This is a genomic window from Allokutzneria albata, from assembly GCF_900103775.1.
Taxonomy (GTDB): Bacteria; Actinomycetota; Actinomycetes; order Mycobacteriales; family Pseudonocardiaceae; genus Allokutzneria; species Allokutzneria albata.
The window spans coordinates 2802113-2827272 of sequence record NZ_LT629701.1; the positions used below are offsets into that span (position 1 = coordinate 2802113).

25 protein-coding genes are annotated in these 25160 nt (G+C 70.5%); 15 read left to right on the forward strand and 10 right to left on the reverse strand.

From position 1 onward, the window contains the following. Positions 1 to 245: 245 nt before the first annotated feature. The gene (locus BLT28_RS12480) at positions 246 to 1160 is read right to left on the reverse strand and encodes an AraC family transcriptional regulator (protein ID WP_083383730.1); all 915 of its coding nucleotides are present in this window, start codon (positions 1158 to 1160) and stop codon (positions 246 to 248) included. A gap of 76 nt (positions 1161 to 1236) precedes the next feature. Here BLT28_RS12480 and BLT28_RS12485 point away from each other — a divergent pair, with 76 nt between their 5' ends. Both BLT28_RS12485 and BLT28_RS12490 read left to right on the forward strand, forming a co-directional pair. Next, the gene (locus BLT28_RS12485; RefSeq protein WP_030432494.1) at positions 1237 to 2154 is read left to right on the forward strand and encodes an NAD-dependent epimerase/dehydratase family protein; all 918 of its coding nucleotides are present in this window, start codon (positions 1237 to 1239) and stop codon (positions 2152 to 2154) included. Positions 2155 to 2217: 63 nt separating this feature from the next. Beyond that, positions 2218 to 2736, forward strand: coding sequence for a carboxymuconolactone decarboxylase family protein (locus BLT28_RS12490; protein WP_030432495.1), 519 nt, complete (start codon positions 2218 to 2220; stop codon positions 2734 to 2736). Positions 2737 to 2798: 62 nt separating this feature from the next. Here BLT28_RS12490 and BLT28_RS12495 read toward each other — a convergent pair whose 3' ends face one another. Next, the gene (locus BLT28_RS12495) at positions 2799 to 4217 is read right to left on the reverse strand and encodes an MFS transporter (protein ID WP_030432496.1); all 1419 of its coding nucleotides are present in this window, start codon (positions 4215 to 4217) and stop codon (positions 2799 to 2801) included. Positions 4218 to 4392: 175 nt separating this feature from the next. Here BLT28_RS12495 and BLT28_RS12500 point away from each other — a divergent pair, with 175 nt between their 5' ends. Continuing rightward, positions 4393 to 4800, forward strand: a complete 408-nt coding sequence (locus tag BLT28_RS12500) for a VOC family protein (RefSeq protein ID WP_030432497.1) — start codon at positions 4393 to 4395, stop codon at positions 4798 to 4800. Positions 4801 to 4845: 45 nt separating this feature from the next. Here BLT28_RS12500 and BLT28_RS12505 read toward each other — a convergent pair whose 3' ends face one another. Then, a complete protein-coding gene (locus BLT28_RS12505) occupies positions 4846 to 5169 on the reverse strand; it encodes a hypothetical protein (protein WP_030432498.1) in 324 nt (107 codons plus the stop codon). A gap of 295 nt (positions 5170 to 5464) precedes the next feature. On the opposite strand from BLT28_RS12505, the gene BLT28_RS12510 reads away from it, so the two are divergent. From BLT28_RS12510 to BLT28_RS12535, 6 genes are read left to right on the forward strand one after another with little or no spacing between them, the layout of a single operon-like run. Beyond that, positions 5465 to 6892, forward strand: coding sequence for an FGGY-family carbohydrate kinase (locus BLT28_RS12510; protein WP_052407970.1), 1428 nt, complete (start codon positions 5465 to 5467; stop codon positions 6890 to 6892). A 13-nt stretch (positions 6893 to 6905) separates the two neighbouring features. After that, positions 6906 to 7514 (forward strand): histidine phosphatase family protein, encoded by a 609-nt coding sequence (locus BLT28_RS12515; protein ID WP_030432500.1) that lies wholly within the window; start codon positions 6906 to 6908, stop codon positions 7512 to 7514. After that, positions 7511 to 8293: a DeoR/GlpR family DNA-binding transcription regulator gene (locus BLT28_RS12520; RefSeq protein ID WP_030432501.1), complete on the forward strand. Its 783-nt coding sequence runs from the start codon at positions 7511 to 7513 to the stop codon at positions 8291 to 8293. Before BLT28_RS12515 ends, BLT28_RS12520 begins: the two co-directional genes overlap by 4 nt. Further along, a complete protein-coding gene (locus BLT28_RS12525; RefSeq protein ID WP_030432502.1) occupies positions 8290 to 8955 on the forward strand; it encodes an HAD family hydrolase in 666 nt (221 codons plus the stop codon). Before BLT28_RS12520 ends, BLT28_RS12525 begins: the two co-directional genes overlap by 4 nt. Further along, positions 8952 to 9986: a 2-hydroxyacid dehydrogenase gene (locus tag BLT28_RS12530; RefSeq protein ID WP_030432503.1), complete on the forward strand. Its 1035-nt coding sequence runs from the start codon at positions 8952 to 8954 to the stop codon at positions 9984 to 9986. Before BLT28_RS12525 ends, BLT28_RS12530 begins: the two co-directional genes overlap by 4 nt. Next, positions 9970 to 11391 carry an FGGY-family carbohydrate kinase gene (locus BLT28_RS12535; RefSeq protein WP_030432504.1) on the forward strand — a complete coding sequence of 474 codons (1422 nt, stop codon included), beginning with the start codon at positions 9970 to 9972 and terminating at the stop codon, positions 11389 to 11391. Before BLT28_RS12530 ends, BLT28_RS12535 begins: the two co-directional genes overlap by 17 nt. Before the next feature lie 188 nt (positions 11392 to 11579). On the opposite strand, the gene BLT28_RS12540 is transcribed toward BLT28_RS12535, so the two are convergent. Then, positions 11580 to 12068, reverse strand: coding sequence for a methyl-accepting chemotaxis domain-containing protein (locus tag BLT28_RS12540; protein ID WP_030432505.1), 489 nt, complete (start codon positions 12066 to 12068; stop codon positions 11580 to 11582). A 40-nt stretch (positions 12069 to 12108) separates the two neighbouring features. Here BLT28_RS12540 and BLT28_RS12545 point away from each other — a divergent pair, with 40 nt between their 5' ends. Continuing rightward, positions 12109 to 13335, forward strand: coding sequence for a PP2C family protein-serine/threonine phosphatase (locus BLT28_RS12545; RefSeq protein ID WP_156051581.1), 1227 nt, complete (start codon positions 12109 to 12111; stop codon positions 13333 to 13335). Between the two features lie 37 nt (positions 13336 to 13372). Further along, positions 13373 to 15118 (forward strand): aa3-type cytochrome oxidase subunit I, encoded by a 1746-nt coding sequence (gene ctaD / locus BLT28_RS12550; protein ID WP_030432507.1) that lies wholly within the window; start codon positions 13373 to 13375, stop codon positions 15116 to 15118. Here the strand turns inward: ctaD and BLT28_RS12555 are convergent. From BLT28_RS12555 to BLT28_RS12560, 4 genes are all read right to left on the reverse strand, one after another. Beyond that, on the reverse strand, positions 15115 to 16071 hold the full coding sequence (locus tag BLT28_RS12555) for a TIGR03885 family FMN-dependent LLM class oxidoreductase (protein ID WP_030432508.1): 957 nt from the start codon (positions 16069 to 16071) through the stop codon (positions 15115 to 15117). The genes ctaD and BLT28_RS12555 overlap by 4 nt on opposite strands. Before the next feature lie 616 nt (positions 16072 to 16687). After that, positions 16688 to 16987: a hypothetical protein gene (locus BLT28_RS40065; RefSeq protein WP_156051583.1), complete on the reverse strand. Its 300-nt coding sequence runs from the start codon at positions 16985 to 16987 to the stop codon at positions 16688 to 16690. A 105-nt stretch (positions 16988 to 17092) separates the two neighbouring features. Continuing rightward, positions 17093 to 17278 carry a hypothetical protein gene (locus tag BLT28_RS40070; protein ID WP_156051585.1) on the reverse strand — a complete coding sequence of 62 codons (186 nt, stop codon included), beginning with the start codon at positions 17276 to 17278 and terminating at the stop codon, positions 17093 to 17095. A gap of 346 nt (positions 17279 to 17624) precedes the next feature. Then, a complete protein-coding gene (locus BLT28_RS12560; protein WP_162184919.1) occupies positions 17625 to 18632 on the reverse strand; it encodes a tetratricopeptide repeat protein in 1008 nt (335 codons plus the stop codon). 215 nt (positions 18633 to 18847) lie between these two features. On the opposite strand from BLT28_RS12560, the gene BLT28_RS12565 reads away from it, so the two are divergent. From BLT28_RS12565 to BLT28_RS12575, 3 genes are all read left to right on the forward strand, one after another. Beyond that, on the forward strand, positions 18848 to 19837 hold the full coding sequence (locus BLT28_RS12565) for an ArsR/SmtB family transcription factor (RefSeq protein WP_030432510.1): 990 nt from the start codon (positions 18848 to 18850) through the stop codon (positions 19835 to 19837). Positions 19838 to 19992: 155 nt separating this feature from the next. After that, positions 19993 to 21348: a cytochrome P450 gene (locus tag BLT28_RS12570; protein WP_052407972.1), complete on the forward strand. Its 1356-nt coding sequence runs from the start codon at positions 19993 to 19995 to the stop codon at positions 21346 to 21348. Next, positions 21345 to 22436: a terpene synthase family protein gene (locus BLT28_RS12575; protein WP_030432512.1), complete on the forward strand. Its 1092-nt coding sequence runs from the start codon at positions 21345 to 21347 to the stop codon at positions 22434 to 22436. The genes BLT28_RS12570 and BLT28_RS12575 overlap by 4 nt, the downstream gene beginning before the upstream one ends. A 9-nt stretch (positions 22437 to 22445) precedes the next feature. Here the strand turns inward: BLT28_RS12575 and BLT28_RS12580 are convergent, their stop codons facing one another. Then, positions 22446 to 23426 carry an ABC transporter substrate-binding protein gene (locus tag BLT28_RS12580; protein WP_030432513.1) on the reverse strand — a complete coding sequence of 327 codons (981 nt, stop codon included), beginning with the start codon at positions 23424 to 23426 and terminating at the stop codon, positions 22446 to 22448. A 90-nt stretch (positions 23427 to 23516) separates the two neighbouring features. Between BLT28_RS12580 and BLT28_RS12585 the strand changes: the two genes are divergently transcribed. Beyond that, positions 23517 to 24098, forward strand: a complete 582-nt coding sequence (locus tag BLT28_RS12585; protein WP_030432514.1) for a hypothetical protein — start codon at positions 23517 to 23519, stop codon at positions 24096 to 24098. Here BLT28_RS12585 and BLT28_RS12590 read toward each other — a convergent pair. After that, on the reverse strand, positions 24088 to 25149 hold the full coding sequence (locus tag BLT28_RS12590; RefSeq protein WP_030432515.1) for a Gfo/Idh/MocA family oxidoreductase: 1062 nt from the start codon (positions 25147 to 25149) through the stop codon (positions 24088 to 24090). The genes BLT28_RS12585 and BLT28_RS12590 overlap by 11 nt on opposite strands. Positions 25150 to 25160 lie beyond the last annotated feature (11 nt).

Here is a 25160-nt window from a genome sequence, read left to right on the forward strand (position 1 = left end):
TACGGAGTGCACTTTCCCTTACGCCCCAACGGTTTCAGCAAACGAAAGCCGGTTCCAGCTTACGTGAGGTAAGGCTGGGACGGTCGGCTTTACCTGGGGTGCGCGTGCCATACGCTTCCCGCGAGGGCCGGAGTTTCATCCCGTGCCCCCGAAAGGCCCACGGGCACGCGCAAGGGGCCCCAGGTCAAGTCGACCCCACGCCGGAAACAGCCGACCCCACGCCGGAACCAACGCAAGCCGGAAGTTCAGCCGACCGACGTGGCGCGATACCGCCCAGGCGCTACCCCATAAGAACGCTTGAACGCCTTGGAGAACGCGTACTCCGACCCATAGCCACAGCTATCCGCAATGGCGCGCAACGACTTCGTCGACTCGCGGAGCATCCGCGCGGCCATCGTCATCCGCCACCACGTCAGGTACCCCAGCGGTGTGTCACCGACGATCGCGGTGAAGCGCTTGGCGAAGGCAGCCCGCGACAGCCCTGCCCGCTCCGCAAGAGCCGCGACGGTCCACTGCTGTTCGGGGTGGCGGTGGATCTGGCGCAGCGCGGCGGTGACCGCCGGATCGCGCAAAGCACTCGCCCAGCCGGCGCGGTCTGCGGGCTGGTCGTCCAACCAGGCCCGCAGAACGTAGAGCAGCAGCATGTCGACCAGCGCGGGCAACGCGGCCTCGGTGCCCGCGCGCGGGTCGCGCAGTTCGCTGCCGAGCAGTTCGACCGCGCTGCGCAACGACGAGTGGTGCCCAACCCGGGTCGGCAGGTGCACGAACGCCGGGAGGTCCGCGAGCAGCGGATGCGGGCGCGCCGGGTCGAACGTGTAGTAGGCGCACAACAGCTCGGTGATCACACCTGAACCGTCGATGCGCATCTCGTCCAGCGGGGCCGTCTCGGTCGAGCTGGGCGCGAAGTCCACGAGCGGGCTGTCGGGGTGGTCGGCGAGCGCGTACCCGTTGCCGTGCGGGGTGAAGAGCACATCACCGACGTTGAGCGAGAGCGGCTCCCGGTCAGGTGACAGCAGCCAGCACGAGCCGGACAGCACGACGTGACAGCCCGCCGCCTGGCCCGGGTGGAAGCGAACTCCCCACGGGGCCGCGCTCGACGTGTGCGCCGCCGCGGGCCGGCCGAGTCGCATGGCGGTCAAGACATCACTGAGCACGTCCACAGCTGAAGACTCTAAGACATCTTTTGCAGCTCCTGAGCTATTCAGAGTCTTCCATTCCTTGCCTAACGTCGGAGACATGACATTTCACGTAGTGGTCGGCGCCGGGCCGACAGGCACAGCGACGGCACTGAAGCTCGCGGAGTCCGGGGACGACGCCGTCGTGGTCACCCGGCGAGGCTCGGGGCCACAGCACCCCCGCATCACCCTCGTCGCCGCCGACGCGTCGGACGCCGATGAACTGACCGCCCTCACCACCTCCGCAGCGACCCTCGTCAACTGCGCGGCGCCGCCGTACAACCGGTGGCCGGAGGAGACCCCGGCACTGTCCGCGTCCCTGCTGTCGACCGCCGAGCGCACCGGGGCGGCCTACCTCAACCTCAGCAATGTCTACGCCTACGGCCCGGTCGACGGTCCGCTCCACGCCGACCTGCCGCTGCGGCCCACGACGGTGAAGGGCCGGGTGCGAGCGCGGATGTTCCTCGACGGGATCGCGGCGCACCAGGCAGGCCGAGTGCGGTTCACCGAAGTCCGGCCGGGCGACTACCTCGGCGCGGGCGCGGGCGCCCTTTTCAACTGGCTCATCGCACCGAAGGTCCTGGCGGGCGAGGAAGTCGTGTTCCCCGCGGACCTCGACGCACCGCACAGCTGGACCTACACGGGCGACGTCGCCGGCACTCTTGTCGCGGCGGCCCGCTCCGACCGGTCGTGGGGCCACGCCTGGCACACGCCCCAGACCAGCGACATCCCGATCCGGGAGATCGTGGCGCGCTTCGCTGCCGTGGCGGGGGTCGCCGCGCCCGCGATCCGCGAGATGACGCCGTTGGAACTGCACACCGCCGCGTTGGCCGACCCGCTCATGGCGGAAACCGTGGAGATGCAGTACCTCTACCAGCGCCCAGCGGTCCTGGACGGCTCTCGTACCACCGACGTCCTGGGCGTCAAGCCGACCCCGTTGGACGACGTGCTGCGCGAGTCCGCGGCCGCACTGCACTAGTACCCTACGGGGGTACCGCAAAATCGAGGTAGGTTTGCGGCATCGACAGAAAGAGGTGCCCCCGTGCCACGGCTACGACCACTGGCCCCGGAAGAGGCCCCGGAGAAGTCCCGTGAACTGCTCAGCGACATCGTCACCCGGCGCGGCGGTGTGGGCGACATGGTCGCCACTATGGCTCATTCGCCCGCGCTGCTGCAGGGATATCTGGACTTCTCCCGCGCGATGAAGCGCGTGAAGCTCCCGCGCGCCCTCAGCGAGAAGATCTCCCTGGCGGCGCAAGAGTGGATCGGCTGCGCCAAGTGCCTCGCCGCGCACACCGAGGCCGCCCGCGCGGCAGGCCTGAGCGAGGTGGACATCTCCCTTGCGCGCCAAGGCACTTCGACGGACGCACGAGAGGCCGCGCTGATCGGTGCCGCCTTGCGCGTGCTGGCCGAGCCGTCGTCGATCTCGGATGACGACGTGGCCGAACTGCGGCGGCGCGGGTGGAGCGACCGGGTCATCGCCGAGATCGTCGGCCTGGTCACGCTGAACCTGCTGACCGGCGCCTTCAACCTGCTCGCAGGGTTGGAACCGAGCGCGTAGCTCATGCTCGTGCCCCGCCACCTCGACACGGTGACGGGGCACGAGCGGTATCGGCACTCCGATCATGCGGCCGCCCGCGCGGTCCGCCGTGAGCCGCGCAGCGTCGCGATGGCTGCGATCGTGCCCAGGACGGCGATTCCGCCCGCGCCGACGAAGGCCGCGGACAGGCCCTCGGTGAGCACCGCCGGGTTGCCGACCTCATCGGCCCCGAATGACGCCGCCAGCGCGGTCATCGCGGCAAGGCCGAGGGCGGAGCCCACCTGGTAGCTGGTGTTGACGATGCCCGAGGCCAGGCCACCTTCCTCCGGTCGGGCACTGGAGATCGCCGTGCCCAGCGAGGGGATGAACGCCAGCGCCATCCCCGTGGCCGCCACCAGCGAGGCGGGCAGGACGTCGGCCCAGAACGTGCCGTCCGGGCGCACCAGGGACAGCCAGCCCAGCCCGGCGGCGAGCACCGCGAGACCGGTGACGATCATCGGCTTCGGCCCGAAGCGCGCGGTCAGCCGGGGCGCCAGGGCGATCATCAGCACCATGATCACCACGGTCATCGGCAGCAGCGCCGCCCCGCTGGCGAACGCGCCCAGCCCGAGCACCTGCTGCAGGTAGAGGTTGAGGAAGAACCACATCGGGATCCAGGCGCCGCCGAGCAGCAGCTGGGCGATGTTCGCCGCGGCGAGACCGGGGGTGGCGAAGATCGACAGGCGGACCAGCGGCTGCCCGCGCCTGGCCTGGACGACGAGGAAGACCGCGATCAGCACGGCCGCGACGAGCAGGCCGACGACGGTCCGGACCGAGCCCCAGCCGAGGTCGGCTGCTTGCACGATCGTGTAGACCGCGACGGCGAGTCCGGCGGTGACCGTCAGCGCGCCGATCCAGTCGATGGAACCGCGCGCCACCACGCCTTCCGGCATCAGCGCCGGGATCGCGATCAGCACGGCCAGCGCGACGGGGACGTTGATGTAGAAGACCCACGGCCAGCTCAGGTACTCGGTGATCACGCCACCGAGGAACACCCCTGCCGTTCCTCCGGCAGGCGCCGCGGCGCCGTAGAGGGCCAGGGCCTTGCCGAGCTCCTGCGGCTTCCCGCCGAACAACGTCATCAGCAGGGTCAGCGCGGCCGGGGCGATGAGCGCCGACCCGATGCCCTGCGTCGCGCGGCCGAGCAGTTCGACCCACACCTGCTGCGCGGCTCCGGCCAGCACCGAGCCGGCCAGCAGCACCGCCCAGCCGGTGGCGAACAGCCTGCGGGCGCCGAACAGGTCCGCCAGCCGCCCGCCGAGCAGGAGCAGACCACCGAAGGCGACGACGTAGGCGTTGAAGACCCAGGACAGGTTCTCCTGCGAGAAGCCGAGATCCGCCTGGATGCGCGGCAGGGCCACGCCGATGATCGAGGTGTCCATGATGACCATGAACTGGGCCAGTGCGATGAGCCCGAGCGCCCACCAGCGCCGGGAACTCCCTGTTTGCTCCACAGTGGACATTGCTGCTCCCATACGGGGAGGGGGTATGTGACGCGGCGAAGCTAGCACGCGCGGGAGCAATACCCAAGGGGGGTATCCGGGTGAAGTGGATCACGGCTCGGGCGCGGTGATCCGGTCGCGACTGCCAGGGGGTGGTGCCACGATGCGGTTCCGACCGGAAACCAGGAGGACCACCGTGGCTTCTCACCTCAACCCCTACCTCAGCTTCACCGACAACGCGCGGCAGGCGATGAATTTCTACCGGGACGTCTTCGGCGGCACGCTGGAGGTGAACACCTTCGGCGAGTTCGGCATGACCGAGGGGGCCGACCTGGTCATGCACAGCCTGCTGGTCACCGACAGCGGCTTCCGGATCATGGGCGCGGACACCCCGCCGGGAATGGACTACCGGCCCGGCAACACCGTCACCGTCTGCGTCAACGGCGACGACGTCGACGAGCTGCACGGCTTCTGGACCAAGCTGATCGAGGGCGGAACCGTGGTGACCCCGCTGGAGAAGCAGGTGTGGGGCGACGAGTACGGCGCCTGCGAGGACCGCTTCGGCATCCAGTGGATGTTCAACATCTCCCAGCCGCAGGACTGAGCACGGGCGCGGTGGCCCGGCCCGGAAGGCGGACCGGGCCCGCCTTCACTGCACGTGGAAGGTGACGGTCGTGTGCGCGAAGTTGACCCAGCCGTTGCAGCTGATCCGGGTTCCCCGGGCGGTGACGACGTAGCCCCTGCCGCCCGAGCGCAGCGGCCCGCAACCATACGCGTCGGCCACCCAGTACCCAGGCCCCTTCTGCGACAGGCACAGGGTGCCGCCGGTCGCCTGGATGAAGATGCCGTGGGTCCTGTTGTACCGCGCGCACTTCTGGGCCGGGGTCTCCGCCGCGGCCTCGGCGGTCGCCACCGGGAGCACGGTCGCACCGAGCACCAGGGCGCCGACGGCCAGAATCGAACTGATCCTCATGTTCTCCCCTTTGTTGGACCGGCCAGGAGACTACGTACTCCGCGAAGACCGAAAAATCGCGCGACCTGGCCTCCAACCAGCGAAAACGGTTGCATCAACCCATCGGATCACAATGATCGAAAACCGATCTCGCGGCACCTGAACACCGATAACGGCTGTGCCGCGCGCGGCGTCGAGGAATCGCCGGAACGCGCATTCGAAGGTTTGATCACCACTCCGTGGCCGGATGCGGCCGACCAACTTGAGATGAGGAGGTGTTAAGTTCACATCCAGGCTCTCAACCTGGAGGTGGCTCGTGGGTGAGCTGGTGGTCGGCGTCGACCTGGGCACGCAGGGGGTGCGAGCCGTGGTCAGCGACCTGGGCGGGCACGTCCTCGGACAGGGCCACGCGCCGCTGACCAGCAACCGCAATGCTCGAACCCGCAAGCGGTTCTTCGGTCGTGACGGCGATCGGCACGAGCAGGACGCGGAGCGGTGGTGGCAGGCGGTCGGCACGGCCGTGCACACGGCGCTCGACGCGGCCCCGGATCGACCGGTGCTGGGCGTGGCGACGTGTGCGACCTCGGGCACCGTGGTGCTCACCGACGACGCGTTGCGGCCGAAGCTCCCCGCGCTGATGTACGACGACCTCCGCGCCAGGGACCACCGCGTCCTCGACAAGATCGACCCCGCCGTGTGGGACCGACTCGGCGTGCGGCCGCAACCGTCGTGGGCACTGGGCCGGATCGCGTGGCTGCGCGACCAGGAGCCGGACGGGCTCGTGCTGCACCAGGCGGACTTCGTCACCGGACGGCTGGCCGGGCACGCGGTCGCGGCCGACACGAGCCACGCGCTGAAGTCCGGGGCCGATCCGGTCACCCGGTCCTGGCCGGAGGAGATCCGGGCGGAGCTGGGCCCGCTGCCGGAACTCGCCCGGCCCGGCGCCGTGCTCGGCGAGGTCTGCGCGACCGCGGCGGAGCACACCGGGCTGCCGCTCGGCACGCCGATCATCGCCGGGATGACCGACGGGTGCGCGGCGCAGCTGGCCACCGGCGCGCTCGAAGTGGGCAGCTGGAACTCCGTACTGGGCACGACTTTGGTGGTCAAGGGCGTCACCGAGCGACGGATCACCGATCCGGACGGCAGCGTCTACAGCCACCTCTCCCCCGACGGTCACTGGTGGCCGGGCGGCGCGTCGAGCATCGGCGCCGGAGTGCTGGGCAGCGCGTTCCCCGGACGGGACCTGGCCGAGTTGGACGCGGCGGCACCGCTGCGCGAGGCGCTGGGCTGCGTGAGCTACCCGCTGGCCGGTCGGGGCGAGCGGTTCCCGTTCGTCCGTCCTGATGCGGAGGGCTTCACGCTCGGCGAGCCACGTGACGAGCTGGAGCGCTACGCGGCGACCCTCCAGGGTGTGGCGTTCGTGGAGCGGCTGTGCTTCGAGCACGTCGCGGGCCTCGGCGCGCCCGTGGGCGACACGATCCGGGTCACCGGCGGGGCCGTGCGCAGCGCCGCGTGGACGCAGCTGCGCGCGGACGTGCTCGGCCGGGCGCTTGAGCTGCCCGAGGTCGCTCAGCCCGCGTTCGGCATGGCGGTGCTGGCCGCCGCGAGCACGTCGGGCAGGACCACGGCCGACGCGGCGCGCGAGATGGTGCGAGTGGCACGGGTTTTCGAGCCGGACGCGCGGGTCGGCGCGGCCCTCGAACCGGGTTACCAGCGGCTGAGGAGGAGCCTGCTCGATGACTGAGCTAGCCTGTTCGATGACTGAGATCACTGTCGTGCGGCACGGGGAAACCGTGTGGCACAAGGAGAACCGCTATGCGGGCCGCTCCGATGTCGCGCTCACCGAGCGGGGCGAGCGGCAGGCGGCGGCGCTGGCGGACTGGGCCGAGAGCGCCGGGCTCACCGCTGTGCACTGCTCGTCGCTGAGCCGCGCGATGATCACCGCCGCGGCGGTCGGGGACCGGATCGGGCTCACGCCGGTGGTCGATCCGCGGCTGCTGGAGCTGGACTTCGGCGAGTGCGACGGGCTGACCGCGGCCGAGATGCCCGCCGATGTGCGAGCCCGGTTCGAGGCCGATCCGGTCGCCAACCACCTGCCCGGCGGCGAGCACCCGGCGGACGCGGCGAAGCGGTTCCTGGCCGGGCTCGACGATGCCGTCGCGGCGCACCCCGGCGGACGCGTCCTGGTGGTCGCGCACAGCACCGCCCTGCGGCTGGCGCTGTGCGAGGTGCTGGGCATCCCGCTTTCGCGCTACCGCACGGTGTTCCCGGCGATCGCGAACTGCCGCGGGGCCCGGCTGCGCGTCCACAATGGACAGTTTTCCTTGCTGTCGCTGAACGAACCGCTGGTCGGAGCCTCCGGATGAGCGAGCAGAACCTCTCGCGCCGACGCGAGGGCCGCCTGGACGAGCTCACCACGGTGCTGCTCGCCGAGGGGACCGCCACCGCACAGGACCTCGCCGACCGCTTCGACGTGAGCCTGATGACGATGCACCGCGATCTCGACGAGCTGGAGCGGCGCGGTCTGGTGCGCAAGTTCCGCGGCGGTGTCACCACGCAACCGTCCGGGGTGTTCGAGAGCAACGTGCTCTTCCGCCAGCAGGCGATGACCGCGCAGAAGCAGATCATCGCGCGGGCGGCGCGGCGGCTGGTGGAGCCGGGCATGTCGGTGATGCTGGACGACTCCACGTCCGTGCTGGCGCTGGCGAAGCTCCTCGACGACGTCACCCCGCTGCGAGTGGTGACGAACTTCCTGGCGGGCCTGAAGGTGCTCGCCGCCTTCCCGGGGATCTCGCTGACCGCGCTCGGCGGGGACTACGACCCCAACCACGACTCCTTCCTCGGCGTCGGCTGCGTCGAGGCGGTCGAGGCCCTGCGCGTGGACGCGGTGTTCGTCTCCACCTCGGCCGCCGCCGAGGGACTGGCATACCACCAGGAGCAGCACATCGTCTCGGTCAAGCGGGCGATGCTGGCCGCCGCCGCACGCCGCTACCTGTTGCTGGACAGCGGGAAGTTCGGCCGCGTGGCGCTGCACCGCGTGGTACCGCTGGACACCTTCGACGGCGTGATCGTCGACGACGGGATCTCCGAGGAGCAGCTGGCCGATCTCCGTGAACGCGGGATCGCCGTGGAGGTGGCGCGATGACCGGCTTCGACGGAGTGATCTTCGACATGGACGGCGTGATCGTCGAGTCGGAGCACCTGTGGGAGGAGAGCTGGACGGTCAGCGCGGCCGCGCGCGGCTACACCTGGACGCCGGAGAACACCTCGACCGTGCAGGGCATGAGCGCGCCGGAGTGGTCTGCCTACGTCGCGGCGCGGGCCGGGATGCCCGAGGAGGCCGAGGCCGTCCGCGCCGAGTGCGTGAAGTTCATGGTGGACAAGGTGCTCGGCGGTGAGGCGCCGTTGATGCCCGGAGCGGCCGAGCTGGTGCACGCGGTCGCCGATCTGGTGCCGGTCGCGGTCGCCTCGTCCGCGGCGCGGGTGGTGATCGAGGCGGTGCTCGCCGAGCACGGGCTGGCCGACCGGTTCGGCGCGGTCTGCTCCAGCGAGGAGGTCCCGTACGGCAAGCCCGCCCCCGACGTGTACCTGGAGGCGGCGCGGCGGCTGGGCGTGGACCCCGTGCGCTGCATGGGAATCGAGGACTCCAGCAACGGGATGCGCTCGGCGCGCGCCGCCGGGCTGACGCTGGTCGCGCTGCCGAACGCGGCCTATCCCCCGAAGCCGGACGCGCTGGCGCTGGCCGAGCACGTCGCGGCCACCCACGACGACGCACGCGAGTACATCACCGGGAGGCTGACGTCATGACCCTTCGTGTCCTGGCAGCGGGCGACAACTTCGTGCTCAGCTCGCTGCTCAAGAGCGCCGTGCTGCACGAGGTCCCGGACGCCGAAGTGTCCACAGTGGACTTCCCGTGGCCGGATGTGCCCTTCGGCAAGGTGGCCGAGGTCGACGAAGCCACCGGCACCGAGGAGGAGATGATCTCCGCACTGCGCGGGCACGACGTGCTGGTGACGCAGATGGGCGCGGTGACCGAGCGGGTGCTGCGCGAGTGCCCGGACCTCAAGCTCGTCGCGGTCAGCCGGGGTGGGCCGATCAACGTGAACATCCCCGCGGCCACCGCGGCGGGCGTCGCGGTCTGCTACGCGCCGGGCCGCAACGCGACGGCGACCGCGGAGATGACGATCGCGCTGATGCTGGCGGTGCTGCGGCGGGTGCCGGAGACGCACGCGCACACCGCGAACGGCGAGTGGCGCGGCGACTACTACCGCTACGAACGCTGCGGCCTCGAACTCGAAGGCACTCCGGTCGGCCTGGTCGGTTACGGCGCGATCGGCAGCAGGGTGGCCAAGGTGCTCACGGCGTTCGGCGCCGAGGTCCTGATCTACGACCCCTACGCCGACCCCTCGTTGCCGGGGCTGGTGCACGACCTCGACGATCTGTTGACGCGCAGCCGGATCCTGACGCTGCACGCGAGGGTCACGGAGGAGACCGAAGGATTGATCGGCCTGCGGGAACTGTCGTTGCTCCCCCGAGGGTCCTACGTGGTCAACGCGGCGCGCGGCGCGTTGCTGGACTACTCGGCGGTCGTGGAGGCGCTGCACGACGGTCATCTCGCCGGGGCGGCGTTCGACACGTACGCGGTGGAGCCGATTCCGTCCGGCGACGCGTTGCTGAGCGCGCCGAACGTGGTGATGACGCCGCACATCGCCGGTGCTTCCAAAGCGGTGGCGGAGAAGGCAGCGCGCATCGTGGCCGCGGAGGTCGGCCGGTTCGCGCGCGGGGAAGAGCTGGCCAACTGTTCCAACCCGGAGGTGCGTGATGTACATCGGCGTTGATGTCGGCACGTCCATCACCAAGGCCGTCGCGTTCGACGAGACCGGCGCGCAGGTGGACAGCGAGTCCGTCCAGACGAAGCTGATGCACCCGGCGCCCGGGCAGACGGAGCAGGACGTCGACGAGGTGCTGCGCTCGGTCACCACCGTGCTGAACGAGCTGGTCGCCCGGGTCGGGCAACCGGAGTTCGCCGCGATCACCGGCCAGGGCGACGGGCTCTGGCTCACCGATGCCGAAGGGCGGCCGTCACGCGCCGCGGTGTCCTGGATGGACGGTCGCGCCGGGGAGACCGTGCGGTCGTGGACAGCGGACGGCGTCGAGGAGGCGCTGTTCCGGATCAACGGCAACATCCAGTTCCCGGGCAGCCCGGCCGCGATCATGTCCTATTTGGACAGACATGAGCCGGAAGCGCTCGACCGCGCCGCGACGGCCGGGTACTGCAAGGACGTCGTGCTGCAGCACCTGACCGGGGTGCGCGCCACGGACGCCTCCGACACGACCATGCCGTTCGGCGACCTGCACGGCGGCTACAGCGCCGAAGCCCTCGCGCTGACCGGGCTGGGCCACCGCGCGGACCTGCTGGCCCCGATCCACCCCAGGCAGCCGGTCGGCGAGCTGCGCCTGCCGGACACAGGCCTGGCGAAGGGCACCCCGATCGTGTCGGGGCCCTACGACCTGCCGGCGTGCGCGCACGGCTCCGGCGTGGTGGAACCCGGTGACGGCATGGTGATCATCGGCACCACGCTGGCCTGCCAGGTGATCACCGACGCGCCGGACACCTCGGGCCGCCCCGCCGGGCTCACCCTGGCCACCGGCGTTCCGGGGAAGTGGCTGCGCGCGATGCCCGCCATGGTGGGCACGGCGTCACTGGACTGGGTCCTGCGCACCGTCGGCGCGACCACGAGCGCCGTGCCCGCACTGCTGGCCGAGTCCCCGGCGGGCGCCAACGGTGTCGCGGTGCTGCCGTACTTCTCCCCCTCGGGCGAACGGGCCCCGTTCGTCGATCCCGGCGCTCGCGGCCAGATCACCGGGCTGACCCTGCGCACCACGCACGCCGACCTGGTCCGGGCGGTGTGCGAGGGCATCGCCTACGCGGCACGGCACTGCCTCGACGCCGCCGGGCTGACCGGGTCGCTCGCCGTCGCGGGCGGTGGCGCGCGGAGCCCGGAGTGGCTGCAGATCTTCGCCGACGTCCTGGACCGGCCGCTGCGCCTGCCCCGCTGTCCGGAGGTGGGCGCGCGCGGCGTGGTGGTGAACGCCTTCGGCGCGCTGGGGCTGGAGCACGACGCGGCGGCGTGGACCGGCTCGGAGCGGATCGTCGAGCCGGGCCGCGGCGTCGAGCGCCACCGCGAGGGGTACCGGCGGTACCTGGAGCACCTGGAGGCCGCGCGCCCGCTCTGGAGCTAGGCCGTGTTTCACAGGTCCGTGTTCGCGACAGCCGGGCCGAGCCCGCCCCTGGCTGCGTCAGCGGGCAGCCCACGTGCAACACCGGTACGCGGACTACCCGCCGTCTTGCCAGGAACGACCTCGCAGTGTCCCGACTTCGGCCTCCGGCCGAGGCAGGCTCTCATCGAACGAGACCTGTGAAACTCGGCCTAGCCCTCCAGTTCCCTGCCGTTGCCGCGCTTGCGGAGGTAGGCGAAGCCGGGGATGCCCAGGATCGCCTTGCGCACGTCCTTGGTGACGTCGAGCAGTTCGTGTATGTCCGGGCCGACGCGGTCGAGGGTGCCCAGGATCGGCATGATGTCCTTGATCATGTGCTCCGCGAGCTTCGGCAGCTCGTCGACCAGCTTGATCGCGGCCTCGATCTCGTGCGCGGACAGCTCGTTGACGAAGCGCAGCATCGGCTTGGTGGTCTCGAGGATCTCGTCCACCGCGGCCGTCACCCGCCGCGCGTGTTCCACCGCGTCCTCCGCCGAGGTGACGACGGCGTCGGTGCGCTCGACGAGCTCCTGCGACCGCCGCACCACCTCTTCGGCGGCCGTGAGCAGGTTGAGCACCCGGCCGGGTATCGACACCACGGTCGTGGTCGTCTCCACGGCCCAGTCGAAGACGGCCCTGGGAGAGGGAAGGTTGAACACCATGTGACCAGTCTGCCGGAAACTGGGCTTACCCTGTCGTGTCGTGCCCCAGGACTCCGTTTGGTACCAGGCCCTCGGCGAGATCATCAATGAGTCGCACCTGGCAACCGCGGACGACCTCGTCCCGATCCTGGAGTCCGCCTGCGCGCGCCTGGGCCTCCGCCTGAAGCTGTACCTGGCCGATCTCTCCCAGCGGACGCTGCGCGGCACCGACCTCGCCGAGGACGAGCCGCTGACGGTGGACGCGACCGTCGCGGGGCGGGCTTTCCGGCTGACCGAGATCCTTCCCGGGCACGACGCCCACGGCGCGGCGGTGCTGTGGGTGCCCGTGCTCGACGGCACCGAGCGACTCGGCGTCGTGGCCATGCGGCTGCCCGCCGACGCCGATCCGGACGATCCGGCGCTGCGGGAGCGGTGCTGGACACTGGCCGGGTTGATCGGTCACCTGGTCGTGGCAAAGCTGCCCTACGGCGACCTGTTCCACCGCGTGCGCCGGACGGTGCCGCTGACGGTGGCCAGCGAACTGCTCTGGCAGCTGCTGCCGCCGCAGACCTTCGCCTGCCGGGACCTGGTCGTGGCCGCCACCATGGAGCGCTACGACCAGGTCGGCGGTGACGGCTTCGACTACGCCGTCGACGACTCGCACGCGTACCTGGCGGTGTTCGACTCCACCGGGCACGACCTCGCCGCCGGCCTGATCACCACCTCCGTCCTCGCGGCCACCCGCAACGCGCGCAGGGCGGGGGCGGACCTGGCCGGTATCGCGGCCGCCGGGGACGCCGTGCTCAGCGAGCACCACCCCACCGCCGGGTTCACCACGGCCGTGCTGGCGACGCTGGACCTGTCCACCGGCACGCTGCGCTACCTGCTCGCCGGGCACCCGCCCCCGGTGCTGCTGCGCGGCGGGAGCGTGATCAAAACGCTCGGCGTCCCGCCCCGGCTGCCGCTGGGCCTGCGCCGCCTGCAGCCCGGTTCCGGGGTCAGCGGTGCCGGGGTGGAACACCTCGAACCCGGCGACCGGCTGCTGCTGCACACCGACGGGGTCACCGAGGCCCGCGACCCGGACGGGGTGGAGTTCGGCATCGACCGGCTCGTCGACCTCACCGAACGGCACGAGGCAGCCGGGCTGCCCGCGCCGGAGACGCTGCGCCGGATCACCCACGCCGTGCTCGACCACCAGCAAGGGACGCTCCAGGACGACGCCACGCTCATGCTGGTCGAGTGGTCGTCCACGGCGGCGGACTCCCTGCTGCCGGAGACCACCCGCTGAGAGGGTTGGGCGGCGCCGGTTCGGGTAGCTCCCAGCCATGACCGAGACCGTCCGCGTCCGCCCCGTCGAGGCGCGACGCAGGGGCCCCAAGGGCGCGGCGCTGCTCCGGCTGCTCGGCACCACCGACCACAAGCAGATCGGCCTGCTCTACATCGTCACGTCGTTCGGGTTCTTCCTGGTCGGCGGGCTGATGGCGATGCTCATCCGCGGCGAGCTGGCCGTCCCGGGGCTGCAGTTGCTGTCGGCCGAGCAGTACAACCAGCTGTTCACCATGCACGGCACGGTGATGATGCTGCTCTACGCCACGCCGATCACCTTCGGCTTCGCCAACTACGTCCTGCCGTTGCAGATCGGCTCGCCCGATGTCGCCTTCCCCCGGTTGAACGCCCTGTCGTACTGGCTGTTCCTGGTGGGTGGGCTGATCACGGTCAGCGGGTTCCTCACCCCGGGCGGCGCGGCGGACTTCGGCTGGTTCGCCTACACCCCGTTGTCGGACGCGGCGCACTCCCCGGGCATCGGCGCGAACCTGTGGAACGTCGGCCTGATCCTCAGCGGCCTGGGCACGATCCTGGGCGCGGTCAACATGATCACCACGGTGATCTGCCTGCGTGCGCCGGGCATGACGATGTGGCGGATGCCGATCTTCACCTGGAACATGCTGCTGACCAGCGTCCTGGTGCTGATCGCCTTCCCGATCCTCACCGCGGCGCTGTTCGGCCTGCTGGCCGACCGGCTGCTCGGCGCGCACGTGTTCGACGCGGCCAACGGCGGCGCGATCCTGTGGCAGCACCTGTTCTGGTTCTTCGGCCACCCCGAGGTCTACATCGTGGCGCTGCCGTTCTTCGGCATCGTCTCCGAGGTCCTGCCGGTGTTCAGCCGCAAGCCGTTGTTCGGCTACAAGGGCCTGGTGTGGGCGACGATCGGGATCACCGCACTGTCCATTGTGGTCTGGGCGCACCACATGTACGCCACCGGCGCGGTGCTGCTGCCCTTCTTCGCGCTCACCTCGTTCCTGATCGCGGTGCCGACCGGGATCAAGTTCTTCAACTGGATCGGCACGATGTGGAAGGGGCAGCTCACCTTCGAGTCGCCCATGCTGTGGAGCACCGGGTTCCTGGCGACGTTCCTGCTCGGCGGGCTGTCCGGCGTCCTGCTCGCCGCGCCCGCGCTGGACTTCCACGTCACCGACACCTACTTCGTGGTGGCGCACTTCCACTACGTGCTGTTCGGCACGATCGTGTTCGCCACCTTCGCCGGGCTCTACTTCTGGTTCCCCAAGATGACCGGGCGGATGCTGGACGAGCGCCTGGCGAAGCTGCACTTCTGGACCACCTTTCTCGGCTTCCACACCACGTTCCTGGTCCAGCACTGGCTCGGCGCCGCGGGCATGCCCCGCCGCTACGCCGACTACCTGCCCACCGACCAGTTCACCGTGATGCACGCGGTGTCCAGCACCGGCGCGTTCCTGTTGGGGCTGTCGGTGTTGCCGTTCCTGTGGAACGTGGCCAAGAGCTACCGCTTCGGCGAGGTCGTGACGGTGGACGACCCGTGGGGCTTCGGGAACTCCCTGGAATGGGCCACCTCCTGCCCGCCGCCCCGGCACAACTTCACCGAACTGCCCCGCATCCGGTCGGAGCGCCCGGCGTTCGAGCTGCACTACCCGCACATGGTCGACCGCTTCCGGTCCGAGGCCCACGTCGGCGGTCGTCCTGCGCCCTCGGAGGCAGCCGCGGACGCCGCCCGCGAGGAGTCGGAACGCGGGGACGACGCGCGCGACCGCTAGCCGCGCAGCACGGGGAGCACTCTTTCCCCGAACACGTCGAGGAAGTGCTCCTGGTTCCGCCCCACCTGGTGCAGGTAGACACGATCGATGCCCAGTTCCGCGCAGGAGGCCAGCAGCTCCACGTGCCTGGCGAGATCGCTGGACATCAGGACGCTGCTCTCCAAGGCCGAGCTGGGCACGTGTTCCGTCGCGGCGTCGAACTGCTCCGGCAGCTCCAGTTCCTCGTTCAGCTCCGGCGGCAATGCGTTGGCGCACCACTGATCCACGGCCTGCGCGCGGACCTCGCTCTCCTCCTCGGCCCAGGACAGGTGGACCTGCACGTGCACCGGGCCCGTACCGCCGCCGTCGCGGAACGCCTCGATCACCCGGCGCAGCTTGCTCTTCGGCGCGTTGACGGTGATCAGCCCGTCCGCCCAGGCCGCGACTTCCCGCGCGGTCGACGGTGTCAGCGCGGCGGCCATCAGCGGAGGCGGAGCAGCCGGTCGTGAGTAGACGCGCGCGGCCCGAACTGTCACCAGACCGTCGTGCTCCACCGTCTCCCCCGCGAACAACCTCCGCATGATCTCCGCGCATTCACGCAGACGCGCATTGCGAACCGGTTTGCGCGGCCAGGGTCGGCCGGTCACGTGCTCGTTCAGCGCTTGCCCGGAGCCGAGCGCGGGTGTGAAGCGGCCGGGGAACATCTCCGCGAGCGTCGCGATCGCCTGGGCGAGAACGACCGGGTGGTAGCGGTCGCCGGGCGCGGCGACCACGCCGAAGGGCAACGAGGTCGTCGCCATCGCCGCGCCCAGCCAGGTCCACGCGAAGCCGGAGTGCGCCTGCCGCCCGCTCCACGGGGCGAGGTGGTCCGAGGACAGCACAGCGTCGAAGCCCGCCGCCTCCGCGCGCCGGGCGAGGGTGAGCAGCCGCGACGGTGGGAACTGCTCGTGCGAGGCGTGGAAGCCGATGTCCACGGTGGCCGCCTTTCGGGAGGTTGCGTGGCGACGGGCACACAACGCGAACCGACATCCGGGGTGTTCCCCTGTCGTGAATCGCCTACTCCCCGTTCGTGCCACTGGACTACCTCCTTGTGGCTTCGGACGTGTGGGCTTTCTTCCCGGTAGGTTGCGGAGGTTGGGGGAACTTGCTTCCGGCTTTCGCGGCTGGGCTTCCAGCGTCGGGGGTCGGCTTGACCGGGGCCCATGCACGTGCCGATGGCCTGCCGGGCGGGCAGCGGCGGCTTCCGTTTGGGCTGCGGGCCGCCTGGGAACTCACCCTGCAGAGCCATGATCGACTAATTTGTCCCGCCAGAACGAGGGTATGCCCTCTGGCGATTTTCTCGACGCGGCCAAGGACGCCTATCGGAAACTGAATTCCGCGAAGGCCGAACTCGCCGTGTCTCGCCGCAAGGCGAACAGTCTGCTCTCACGGACGTATGAGTTGACCGAGCGTCGGGCGGTGTCGCAGGCGCTGGCCGAAGGCCGCGTTGCCGAGGGCAAGGCGCTGTTGATCCTGGATCAGGTGAGTGTCCTCGGCCGTCCCTGCGGCGGTCGTGGCGCAGGATCTCCTCGGCAGGGTCCCGACTCGCACCTACACCTCCGTCCACCGCCATGCGCAAACGGTGATCCACAAATTGGACCCCGATGCTGCCTGGACGACGCCCTGCGGCAGGGTCCACGAGACGGAGGTGTAGCCGATCGCCGACCCGGCACCCTTCTGAGCGGAGGCACTTGCCTTCACCAGCACGGCTGAACGAGTGAATGCCGCAGCGAGGCAGTACCGTCCGGCGACGCCGTGTCGATAGAGGCCAGCAGGAACGAGCACGCTGTCGCCGCGGAAGGGTTCGCCATGCCCCAGGAGCACCACGAGCTGCCGGGAACGGACTTCCACGCCCACCCCTTGCCGCACAAGGAATCCGTGCCGGGGGCGGACTTCGGTGCTCCCCACAAGGACAGTCTCAAACACCCGGTGAGCGAGATCGTGCACGAGGTCCGCCTACCCGGCCAGGAGCCACACGGCCCAGCCGATTTTCCCAAGGCACTGGCCGACCACCACGGTCACCACGCCCACAACACCCAGCACCATCATCACCACCACACCGGGACGACTCCCGGGCACGCGGATCAACCTGGCGGGGCAACCACCGCGCCGCCGCAGCAGCCGGAGCCCGTCCCGGCGCACACCGCTCCCCCGGTGCCTCCGGCTCCAGCAGCGCCGCCGCAGGACGCGGGGGCGGGGCCGAACAACGATCCAAGTCTGTTCGGTGGGGACCCCCGTGAGACGCCGGGGGCACCGACGGACACCACGGGCAGGGTCACTCCGGCACTGGAGTCACAGGCTCCGCAGAAGCTGTCGCCCGACTCGGTCCCGTCGGCCCCCGGAAGCGATTTCGGCGGGCCGCATTCCCATGAACACGCCGGTCCGGCGCCGACTCACGTCGACCCGGGGCCCACGCACGACGGTGGACCGGCGGGTGACGGAGGGGTCGGGCACGCGGTGGATGCCGCGCCGCCGCCGGGGCTGTGAATCAGGTCCACGGGCCGCGGATCGGCAAGCGCTCGGACGGGATGCGGGACTGGAGGTAGGTCCGGAGCGCGTGGACCTGCTGCGGGCCGTCGATGCCGGAGAGGTCGAGCTGTGCGGTGGTGGAAGCGGTGTCGTTGTAGGAGATGCGCAAGGACGCGGTGTGGGTCAGGTAGCTGGACAACGTCCGCAGGTAGGTCGGCGGCTCGGTGATCTGGTAGTACCAGACGAACTGCGTCGACCGCTTCAGCACACCGGTGTGCACGTCCATGCCGTACTCGTACAGGTCGGCACCGTTGAGCAACGCCTGGAGCGGCACCGCGGCCAGGGTGACGATCAGGTAGATCCACGCCAGCACCAGCAGCAGGCCCAGGATCACGCCGAGCGGGGTGCCCGCGATGAACGCCCGCACGATCAGCTCGTACTCCTCGCTGAAGCGTTGCTGGGTGCGGAGGTTCCTGCCCTCCAGGACGGCGACGTTCCTGCCGATCATCCCGCCGACCGCACCGGCCAACGCGGGCAGCCAGTACAGCAGCACCAGCACGGCCAGCGCCCGCACCACTGACGGGATCAGGTGCCGGGCCCGGGTCCGGACACGTCCGACAGGATTGCCGCGGTCGGCGACGTGCGTGTGTTCGATCATCCGCCGCACGGGCGGGATACCGGTGGTGCGCTCGCACTGGTGCAACCGGGCTGCGGCCTCGGGGTGCTCGGTCACGGCTAGAACACGCCGATACCCCGCGGCGGCACCGACCAGGTCGCCCTCGTCCTGCAGTTCCCTGGCGAGCAGGTACTCGGCTGCGTGGTGCCCGGGGTAGTCCTCGATCACCTGGCGCAGGTTGGCGCGCGCCTCTGCTCTCGCGCCCAGATCGAGCTGGCAGACCGCGAGGGCGTATCGGGCGCCGACATCGCCGGGGTGCTCGGCGAGCAGGTCGGTGAGCAGGGCACTCGCCTCGGCCGGGCGGCCGTTTCGATGGAGTGCCTTGGCCTGTTCATAACGGGGGTCTGCCAAGGGATCGTCCTTCCGCGCGCCGAACGTCAGCCTGGCCTTCGGCACTCGGGCGCGCGGTGTTACTCGCAAACGAGCGACTTCTGGTCTTTCGCCGGGAACTGCCAGGCATGGGCAGCTCGCGACCACGACACCAGAACGGTTCCATAACGCGATGGACAGCCGTGTCAACCGGCCAGTCGATACGCGAGCCATGTCCCGCTGCGACCGTCGAGGACATGCTCACCGCACAGACCATCAACGTCACCCGGTTCGACCTCGGTAACGTCGACGGGCTGCGCGTTCGGCTCGGCTACGCGCCGCTGACCACGGTCCTCTCGCTGGCACTCGACGCGATCGGCGGACGGCGGCGCGGAGCCCCGGAGTCATGGCGCTCCGCGTTGCGCCTGGCGGCCCCGGCCGGGAGCCAGCAGGCACTCGGTCCACTGGCCAGCGGGCAGCACAGTGTTCTCCCCGATTGCTTGCTTCCCGTTCCCTCTCGTGCACCGGAACCGGTGCCGACGCAGCTGGAACGGTTGCGCGCCACCGATCCCGCGCTGTTGCTCGCCCAACTCCACGAACTGTTCGACGGGAACCCGCCGCTGCGGTGGCGGTCGGCGGCGCTCAACCCGAGCCGGTGGCTGGGCAGCTACGTCAGCGTGCTCGCCGCGTCATGGCGGGTGTTCGCTCCCTTGTGGCGGCGCGGCGAGTCGGTGATGCGGCGCGAGGCGGAACGAGTCGGGCTGGCCGTGGTGCACGGAGCCGTGGAACCGTTGATGTCCACCCTGTTGCCGTCGGCGCGGTTCCGCGACGGAGTGCTCGAACTCCCCGATCCGGAGCCGACTTCGCTGCACCTGCCAGGCCGGGAACTGTTGCTGGCGCCGATGTTGTCCGGGCACCGCGCGGGCGCGCTCGGTGTCTCCGGCGACGAAGCGTGGCTGGCCTACCCGGCGCGCGGGGTGGGGCGGTTGTTCGACGCCACCTCGGCGAGCACCACGGACGGGCTGAGCGCGGTCGTCGGCCCGGTCCGCGCGGCGCTGCTGCGCGCACTGGACCGCCCGCTGACGATGGGCGAACTGGCCGCGATCGGCGGATGCGGCCCGAGCACGACGACCTACCACTGCGAGCGGCTGGAGGACGCCGCGCTGATCCAGCGCGAGCGCGTCGGCCGCTCGGTGCGGATCAGCCGGACCGAACGCGCCGACGCGCTCATGGACCTGCTGGCTTAGCCGAGCCCGTTTCCGGTAACGCGAGGGTCGATCCACGTTTCAGGCGACGGTGAAGAAAGGTCTCCTGTGCACGGGTGTGCTGCTGAACTGGCCGGGTAGCGCGGTAACGCTCATTCGCCGACCCGCATTTCCCAGTCCGCGACGGCGCCGGAGACATGAAGAGTTCACGAGGCGAACACGAAGGTCCCGGCAACGCGGTTCCGGGGGCGCTGCCGCTGCTCGGCCACATCGTGCCCCTGTTGCGCGATCCTCAGCGGTTCCTGACCTCATTGCCGAAGAGCGGCGACCTGGTGCAGATCAGGATCGGGCCGTTCAGGGCCTCGGTGGTCTGCGATCCGGAGCTCACTCGCGAGATCTTGGTGAACGACCGGACGTTCGACAAGGGCGGCCCCCTGTACGACCGGGTGCGGGAGGTCGTGGGCAACGGGCTGGGCACGTGCCCGCACGAGGAGCACCGCCGCCAACGGCGGCTGACCCAGCCCGCCTTCCACCCGTCCCGGATGGAGGGCTATGCGCGCGTCATGGCCGAACAGATCGCGGACGTCCTCGGCTCCTGGCAGGACGGGCAGACCGTGGACGCCTTCGCCGAAATGCTGAAACTCGCCGCCAGGATCGCGGGCGCGACGATGCTCAGCAGTGCGCTGGGGGCCGAGGAACTGGCTCAGGTTGGCGATGACCTCACAACGGTCACGGCCGGTTTCGGCAGGCGCGCGCTCATGTTCCCGCCGCTGGACACACTGCCGACGCCCGGCAACCTGCGCTACGTCCGGGCGCGCTCCCGGCTCCGGAGCACCATTTCCGCGATCGTCGAGGACTACCGCCGCAAGGGGACCGATCACGGCGACCTCCTGTCGATTCTCCTCAACACCGGGGTCACGGACGTGGAGATCGACGACCAGGTGCTCACCTTCTTCGCCGCCGGGGCGGACACGTCCGCGATAGCCCTGGCGTGGATGCTGCACCTGCTGTCACAACACCCTGGAACACAAGAACGACTCCATGCCGAGCTGGCCGCCGTCGTGGGCGACCGCGATCCGGAGTGGACCGACCTGCCCGGTCTGGAGCTCACCGGCCGCGTGGTCAGGGAAACGCTTCGGCTGCACCCGCCGTCGTGGATCTTCACGCGCACGACGACCGTGGATTCGCGCATCGGCCGCCATGCCGTTCCCGCGGGCACCGTCATCATCTACAGCCCCTACCTCATCCACCACCTGCCGGACCTGTATCCGGACCCGCGACGCTTCGACCCGGACCGCTGGCTTCCCGACCGTGCCGCGAGCAGACCGCGCAGCGCTTTCGTCGGGTTCGGCGCCGGTGCGCGCAAGTGCATAGGCGACGCGTTCGCGGTCGCTGAGCTGACGCTCTCCCTCGCCACGATCGCCACTCGCTGGCACGTGCTCCCCGCATCGAGAAGGAAGGTGCGCGCGGCCAGGAGCGCGCTCGCGTCACCGAAGAACCTGAGGCTGCTCATCCAGGCTCGGCCGAAGCAGCGGAAGGACGCGTCCGCGTGAACCCCAGGACCGTCCAGCCCTTGGACGTACCTCCGCTCTACTGCCCGATCCCCCCGGAGATCCACCCCGATCTCGCGTTGATCGAGAAGCGATCGATCGACTGGTTCCAGGGGTTCGGCGTCTTTCCCGGCGAAGCGGGCCGCGCTCTGCTCCGCGGATGGCAGTTCCCGGCGCTGGCGGCCAGGGCCTACCCGGAGGAGGACGCCGAGCGGGTCCGGATCGTGGCGGACTTCGTTCACTGGACGACGTTCGACGACGTCCTGATCGACACCGACCACTCGCACGTCGACGACGTCCTGCCGGGCGCACCGCCGGACCTGCTCGCGGTCGCGACGAAGATGGTCAGGATGCTGGAGGTGCCGGATGCCGCATTGTTGCCCGGCGATCCGTGGATCCGGTCGCTGATGGACCTGCGGAGGCGGCTGGGGACCATCGCGGCACCTGAGCAGATGGCCAGGTGGACGGGCGCCTTCCGGGAGTACCTTCTCGCCGCGACCTGGAAGCGCTTCTGCCGCCAGGCGCGGCGGCTTCCGAGCCTGGCGGACTACGTGACGATGCGCACCGCCGACGGAGGCGTCCAGATGTACGTGGCGCTGTCCGAGGTCGTGGGCGGATATCGGCTGACCGACAGGGACCTGGCCACGCCGGCGGTGCGCGCCGTGACAGAGATGGCTCTGACGCTGATCGCCTGGGACAACGACCTGTTCTCCCACTACAAGGAAAGTCTCACCGCCGGTCCGTGCATCAACCTGATCGACGTCATCGCGGGCGAACGGGGTTGCTCCCTGGAGGACGCCGTCCCCGTCGCCGTGGCCATGCGGGACCGGGTGATGTGCCGGTACATGGCGGTGCGGGAGCGGACGGAGCGCGATCTCGGCGTAGCGGCGCGCCGCTACGTGAGGAGTCTCGACCGGTGGATCGCGGCCAATATCGACATGTCCGCGACAAGCACCCGTTACACCAACCCGCTCAACCGACCCGCCACCGAGATGCCACGGGCCCGGTTCACCCCGGCGCGGACCGACCTTCCCTCCGATGACAGCCCGCTCGCCCTGCCGTTCCCGGACATCGCGTGGTGGTGGGACTAGGCAGGGGCCTCAGAGGACCGCGGCGATCTGGTCGGCCAGCTTGTTCATGATCTTGGCGTAGCTGGCGTAGCTCATCGGCGCGACCGCGTCCCACCCGGCGAAGCGGTTCTGCGCGGCGGCGGGCAGCGCGGCGAAGACCGGGTTGCGCTTCATCTGCTCGGGGTTGAAGGAGGCGGGGCGCGTGTCCCACATCAGGATGTCGCCCTTGTAGGCGCCCGCGTTCTCCCACGACAGCCGCTCGAAGTAGCCGCCGCCGACCGTGTCCGGGTTCTTCGGCGTGGTGATCGGGAGGCCGAGCTCCTTCACGTAGTAGTCGAGGTCGGGGTTGCGCGCGGGCACGACGACGAAGTACTCGTCCTGGGTGCCGCCGACGGCGAGGATGGTCTTGCCCGCGGCCCTCATCCGCGTGCCGAGCTCACGAAGTCGTTGCGCCGCGGCGGCGAACCGCTCCTCGTCGGCCTTCACCCGCGCCGAGTCGACGTCCCCGCCGAGCGCGCGGGCCAGCTCCTTGTACTTGCGGACGCTCTCCGGCAGCGAGATCCCCGACTGCGCGACGCCGAGGGTCGGCGCGATCGGCGCCACCACCTTCTCCTGCTCCTCGGTGAGGTGCCAGAGCCCGGCGAACTCCTTGTACTTGCCGCTGACCACCAGCTGCGGCCGCAGCGAGGTCAGCGTCTCGATCCGGACCTCGCCGTACCCCGGACCGGTGACGTCGGTGACCGCGTTCGGGTCGAGGCTGCCCGCCTCGGGTTCGACCGCGCCGGAGCTGGTGCGCAGCGGCCCGAAGGTGCCGACGACCTTCACCCCGAAGTCCTTCAGCGCGGCGGCGGCGGACACCTGCGCGACGATGCGCTGCGGTCGTTCCGGGGCGGTCACGGTGATCCCGCGATCGTCCACATAGGACCAGGCCGCGCCCTGCTTTCCCGTCCCCGGCGAACCGCAGCCGACGAGCAGCCCGACGCTCAGCACCAGGCCGGCGAGCCTCCGCACCACAACCACCTCCACGATTAGGTGACCCTAACCTAACTCTGGCGTAGCCCTTTCGGGTGACGAGTGTGACCGGCGTCTACAGTCCTCCGCATGAGCGAACCGTGGGGGGCCGCGGTGACGGCGGTGCGAACCGACCGGCACGGCCGCGTGGCAGTGGCGTTCACGCCGACGGGCTGGGAGCTCCGGCCCGATCCGGTCACCAGGTCCGACCTGGCGACGTGGTTCTGGTGGAGCCTCGGCGGGAGCATCGTGCTCGCGTGGATCGGTTTCCTGCCGCACCTCGCGTTCGGCGTGCCGAAGGAGATCGCCGCCGTCTTCGCCGCGCCCGGCGCGCTGCTGCTGGTCGGACTCGTCCTCTACGCCGTGGTGTCGGTGATCGTCGAGGTGGTCTCGTTCGTCCTCGCGATGTTCGGCCTGCTCACGCGCTCCGGACGGCGACGCCTGTTCTCCGGCCGCGCGCCGGCTCCGGACGCGGCACCCCTGGTGGTGCTGCCCGCGGCCGCCGTGGCGGGCGCGCGGGTGACGCAGCACTGGCGTCGTGTGGTGATCACCGTGCGTATGGTCGACGGCGTCGAGTTCCGCTACTCGCGCTTCGGCATGCGCCGCCCGCGCCGCGCCCTGCAGGAGGGTTTCGCCGCGCTGCTCGGGTCCCGCCTGCTCGCTACGGCGTGACGTCCAGCTCCACCACGCGCCCGCAGTCCGCGGACAGCCGCGCCGCCTCGATGATCTCCAGTGCGGCAACGGCTTCCGCGGGTGCGACCGGCACCGGCGCACCGTCCCGGATCGCCGCGACCATGCCCCGGTAGAAGGTCTCGTAGGCGCCGCGCTCGGTCTCGACCTGACGTGTCGAGCCCTCGACACCGAGCGTGCCCCAGCGGTCCTCGGGCTCCTGTCCCCAGTCCGGCGCGCCCGGCCGCACACCGTTCTTCAGCGCGGCCTCCTGGCCGTCGAGGCCGTGCTTGACGTAGGCAGCCTGATCACCGAGCACGCGGAACCGCGCGCCCCGCTGCGCTGCGAGGGAACTGGACCACAGGTGCGACCGCACACCCGAAACATGGTGCAGCGCAACGAAAAAGTCGTCGTCGACCTGTACACCGGGGCGCAGCCGGGAGACCTCGGCGTAAACCGAGCGCACCGGGCCGAACAGGTCCAGCGCTTGGTCGACGAGATGCGCGCCGAGGTCGAAGAGCACTCCGCCCGCTTCCTCCGCGCCCGCGCGCTCGCGCCAGCCCTGCTTCGGCGTCGGCACCCAGCGGTCGAAGCGCGACTCGAAACGCAGCACTCGGCCGAGGTCACCGCCCTCGACGAGCTTGCGCACAGTGCGGAAATCGCCGTCCCAGCGGCGGTTCTGGAAGACCGACAGCGGCAGGCCCCGGGCTTGGGCGAGCGCGGCGAGCTCGCGGGCCCGAGCCGAAGACGGGGCGAAGGGCTTGTCGACGACGACCGGCAGTCCGTGCTCCAGCGCGGCCGTGGCCAGCTCCACGTGCGTGCGGTTCGGCGTGGCCACGACGACCAGGTCGTGCTCCCCCGCCGCGAAGAGCTGGCCGGCGGAGTCGAGCGCGGCCGTACCCGGGTGGTCCCGCCGCAGCCGCTCGCGCTTGGCGGGGTCGGAGGTGACGACGGAGGTGAGGGCCAGCCCAGGGGTGGCGGCGATCAGCGGCGCGTGGAAGACGGCGCCCGCGATGCCGTAGCCGAGCAGGCCGACGCGGATCTCGGAGTGCATGCCACCAATTT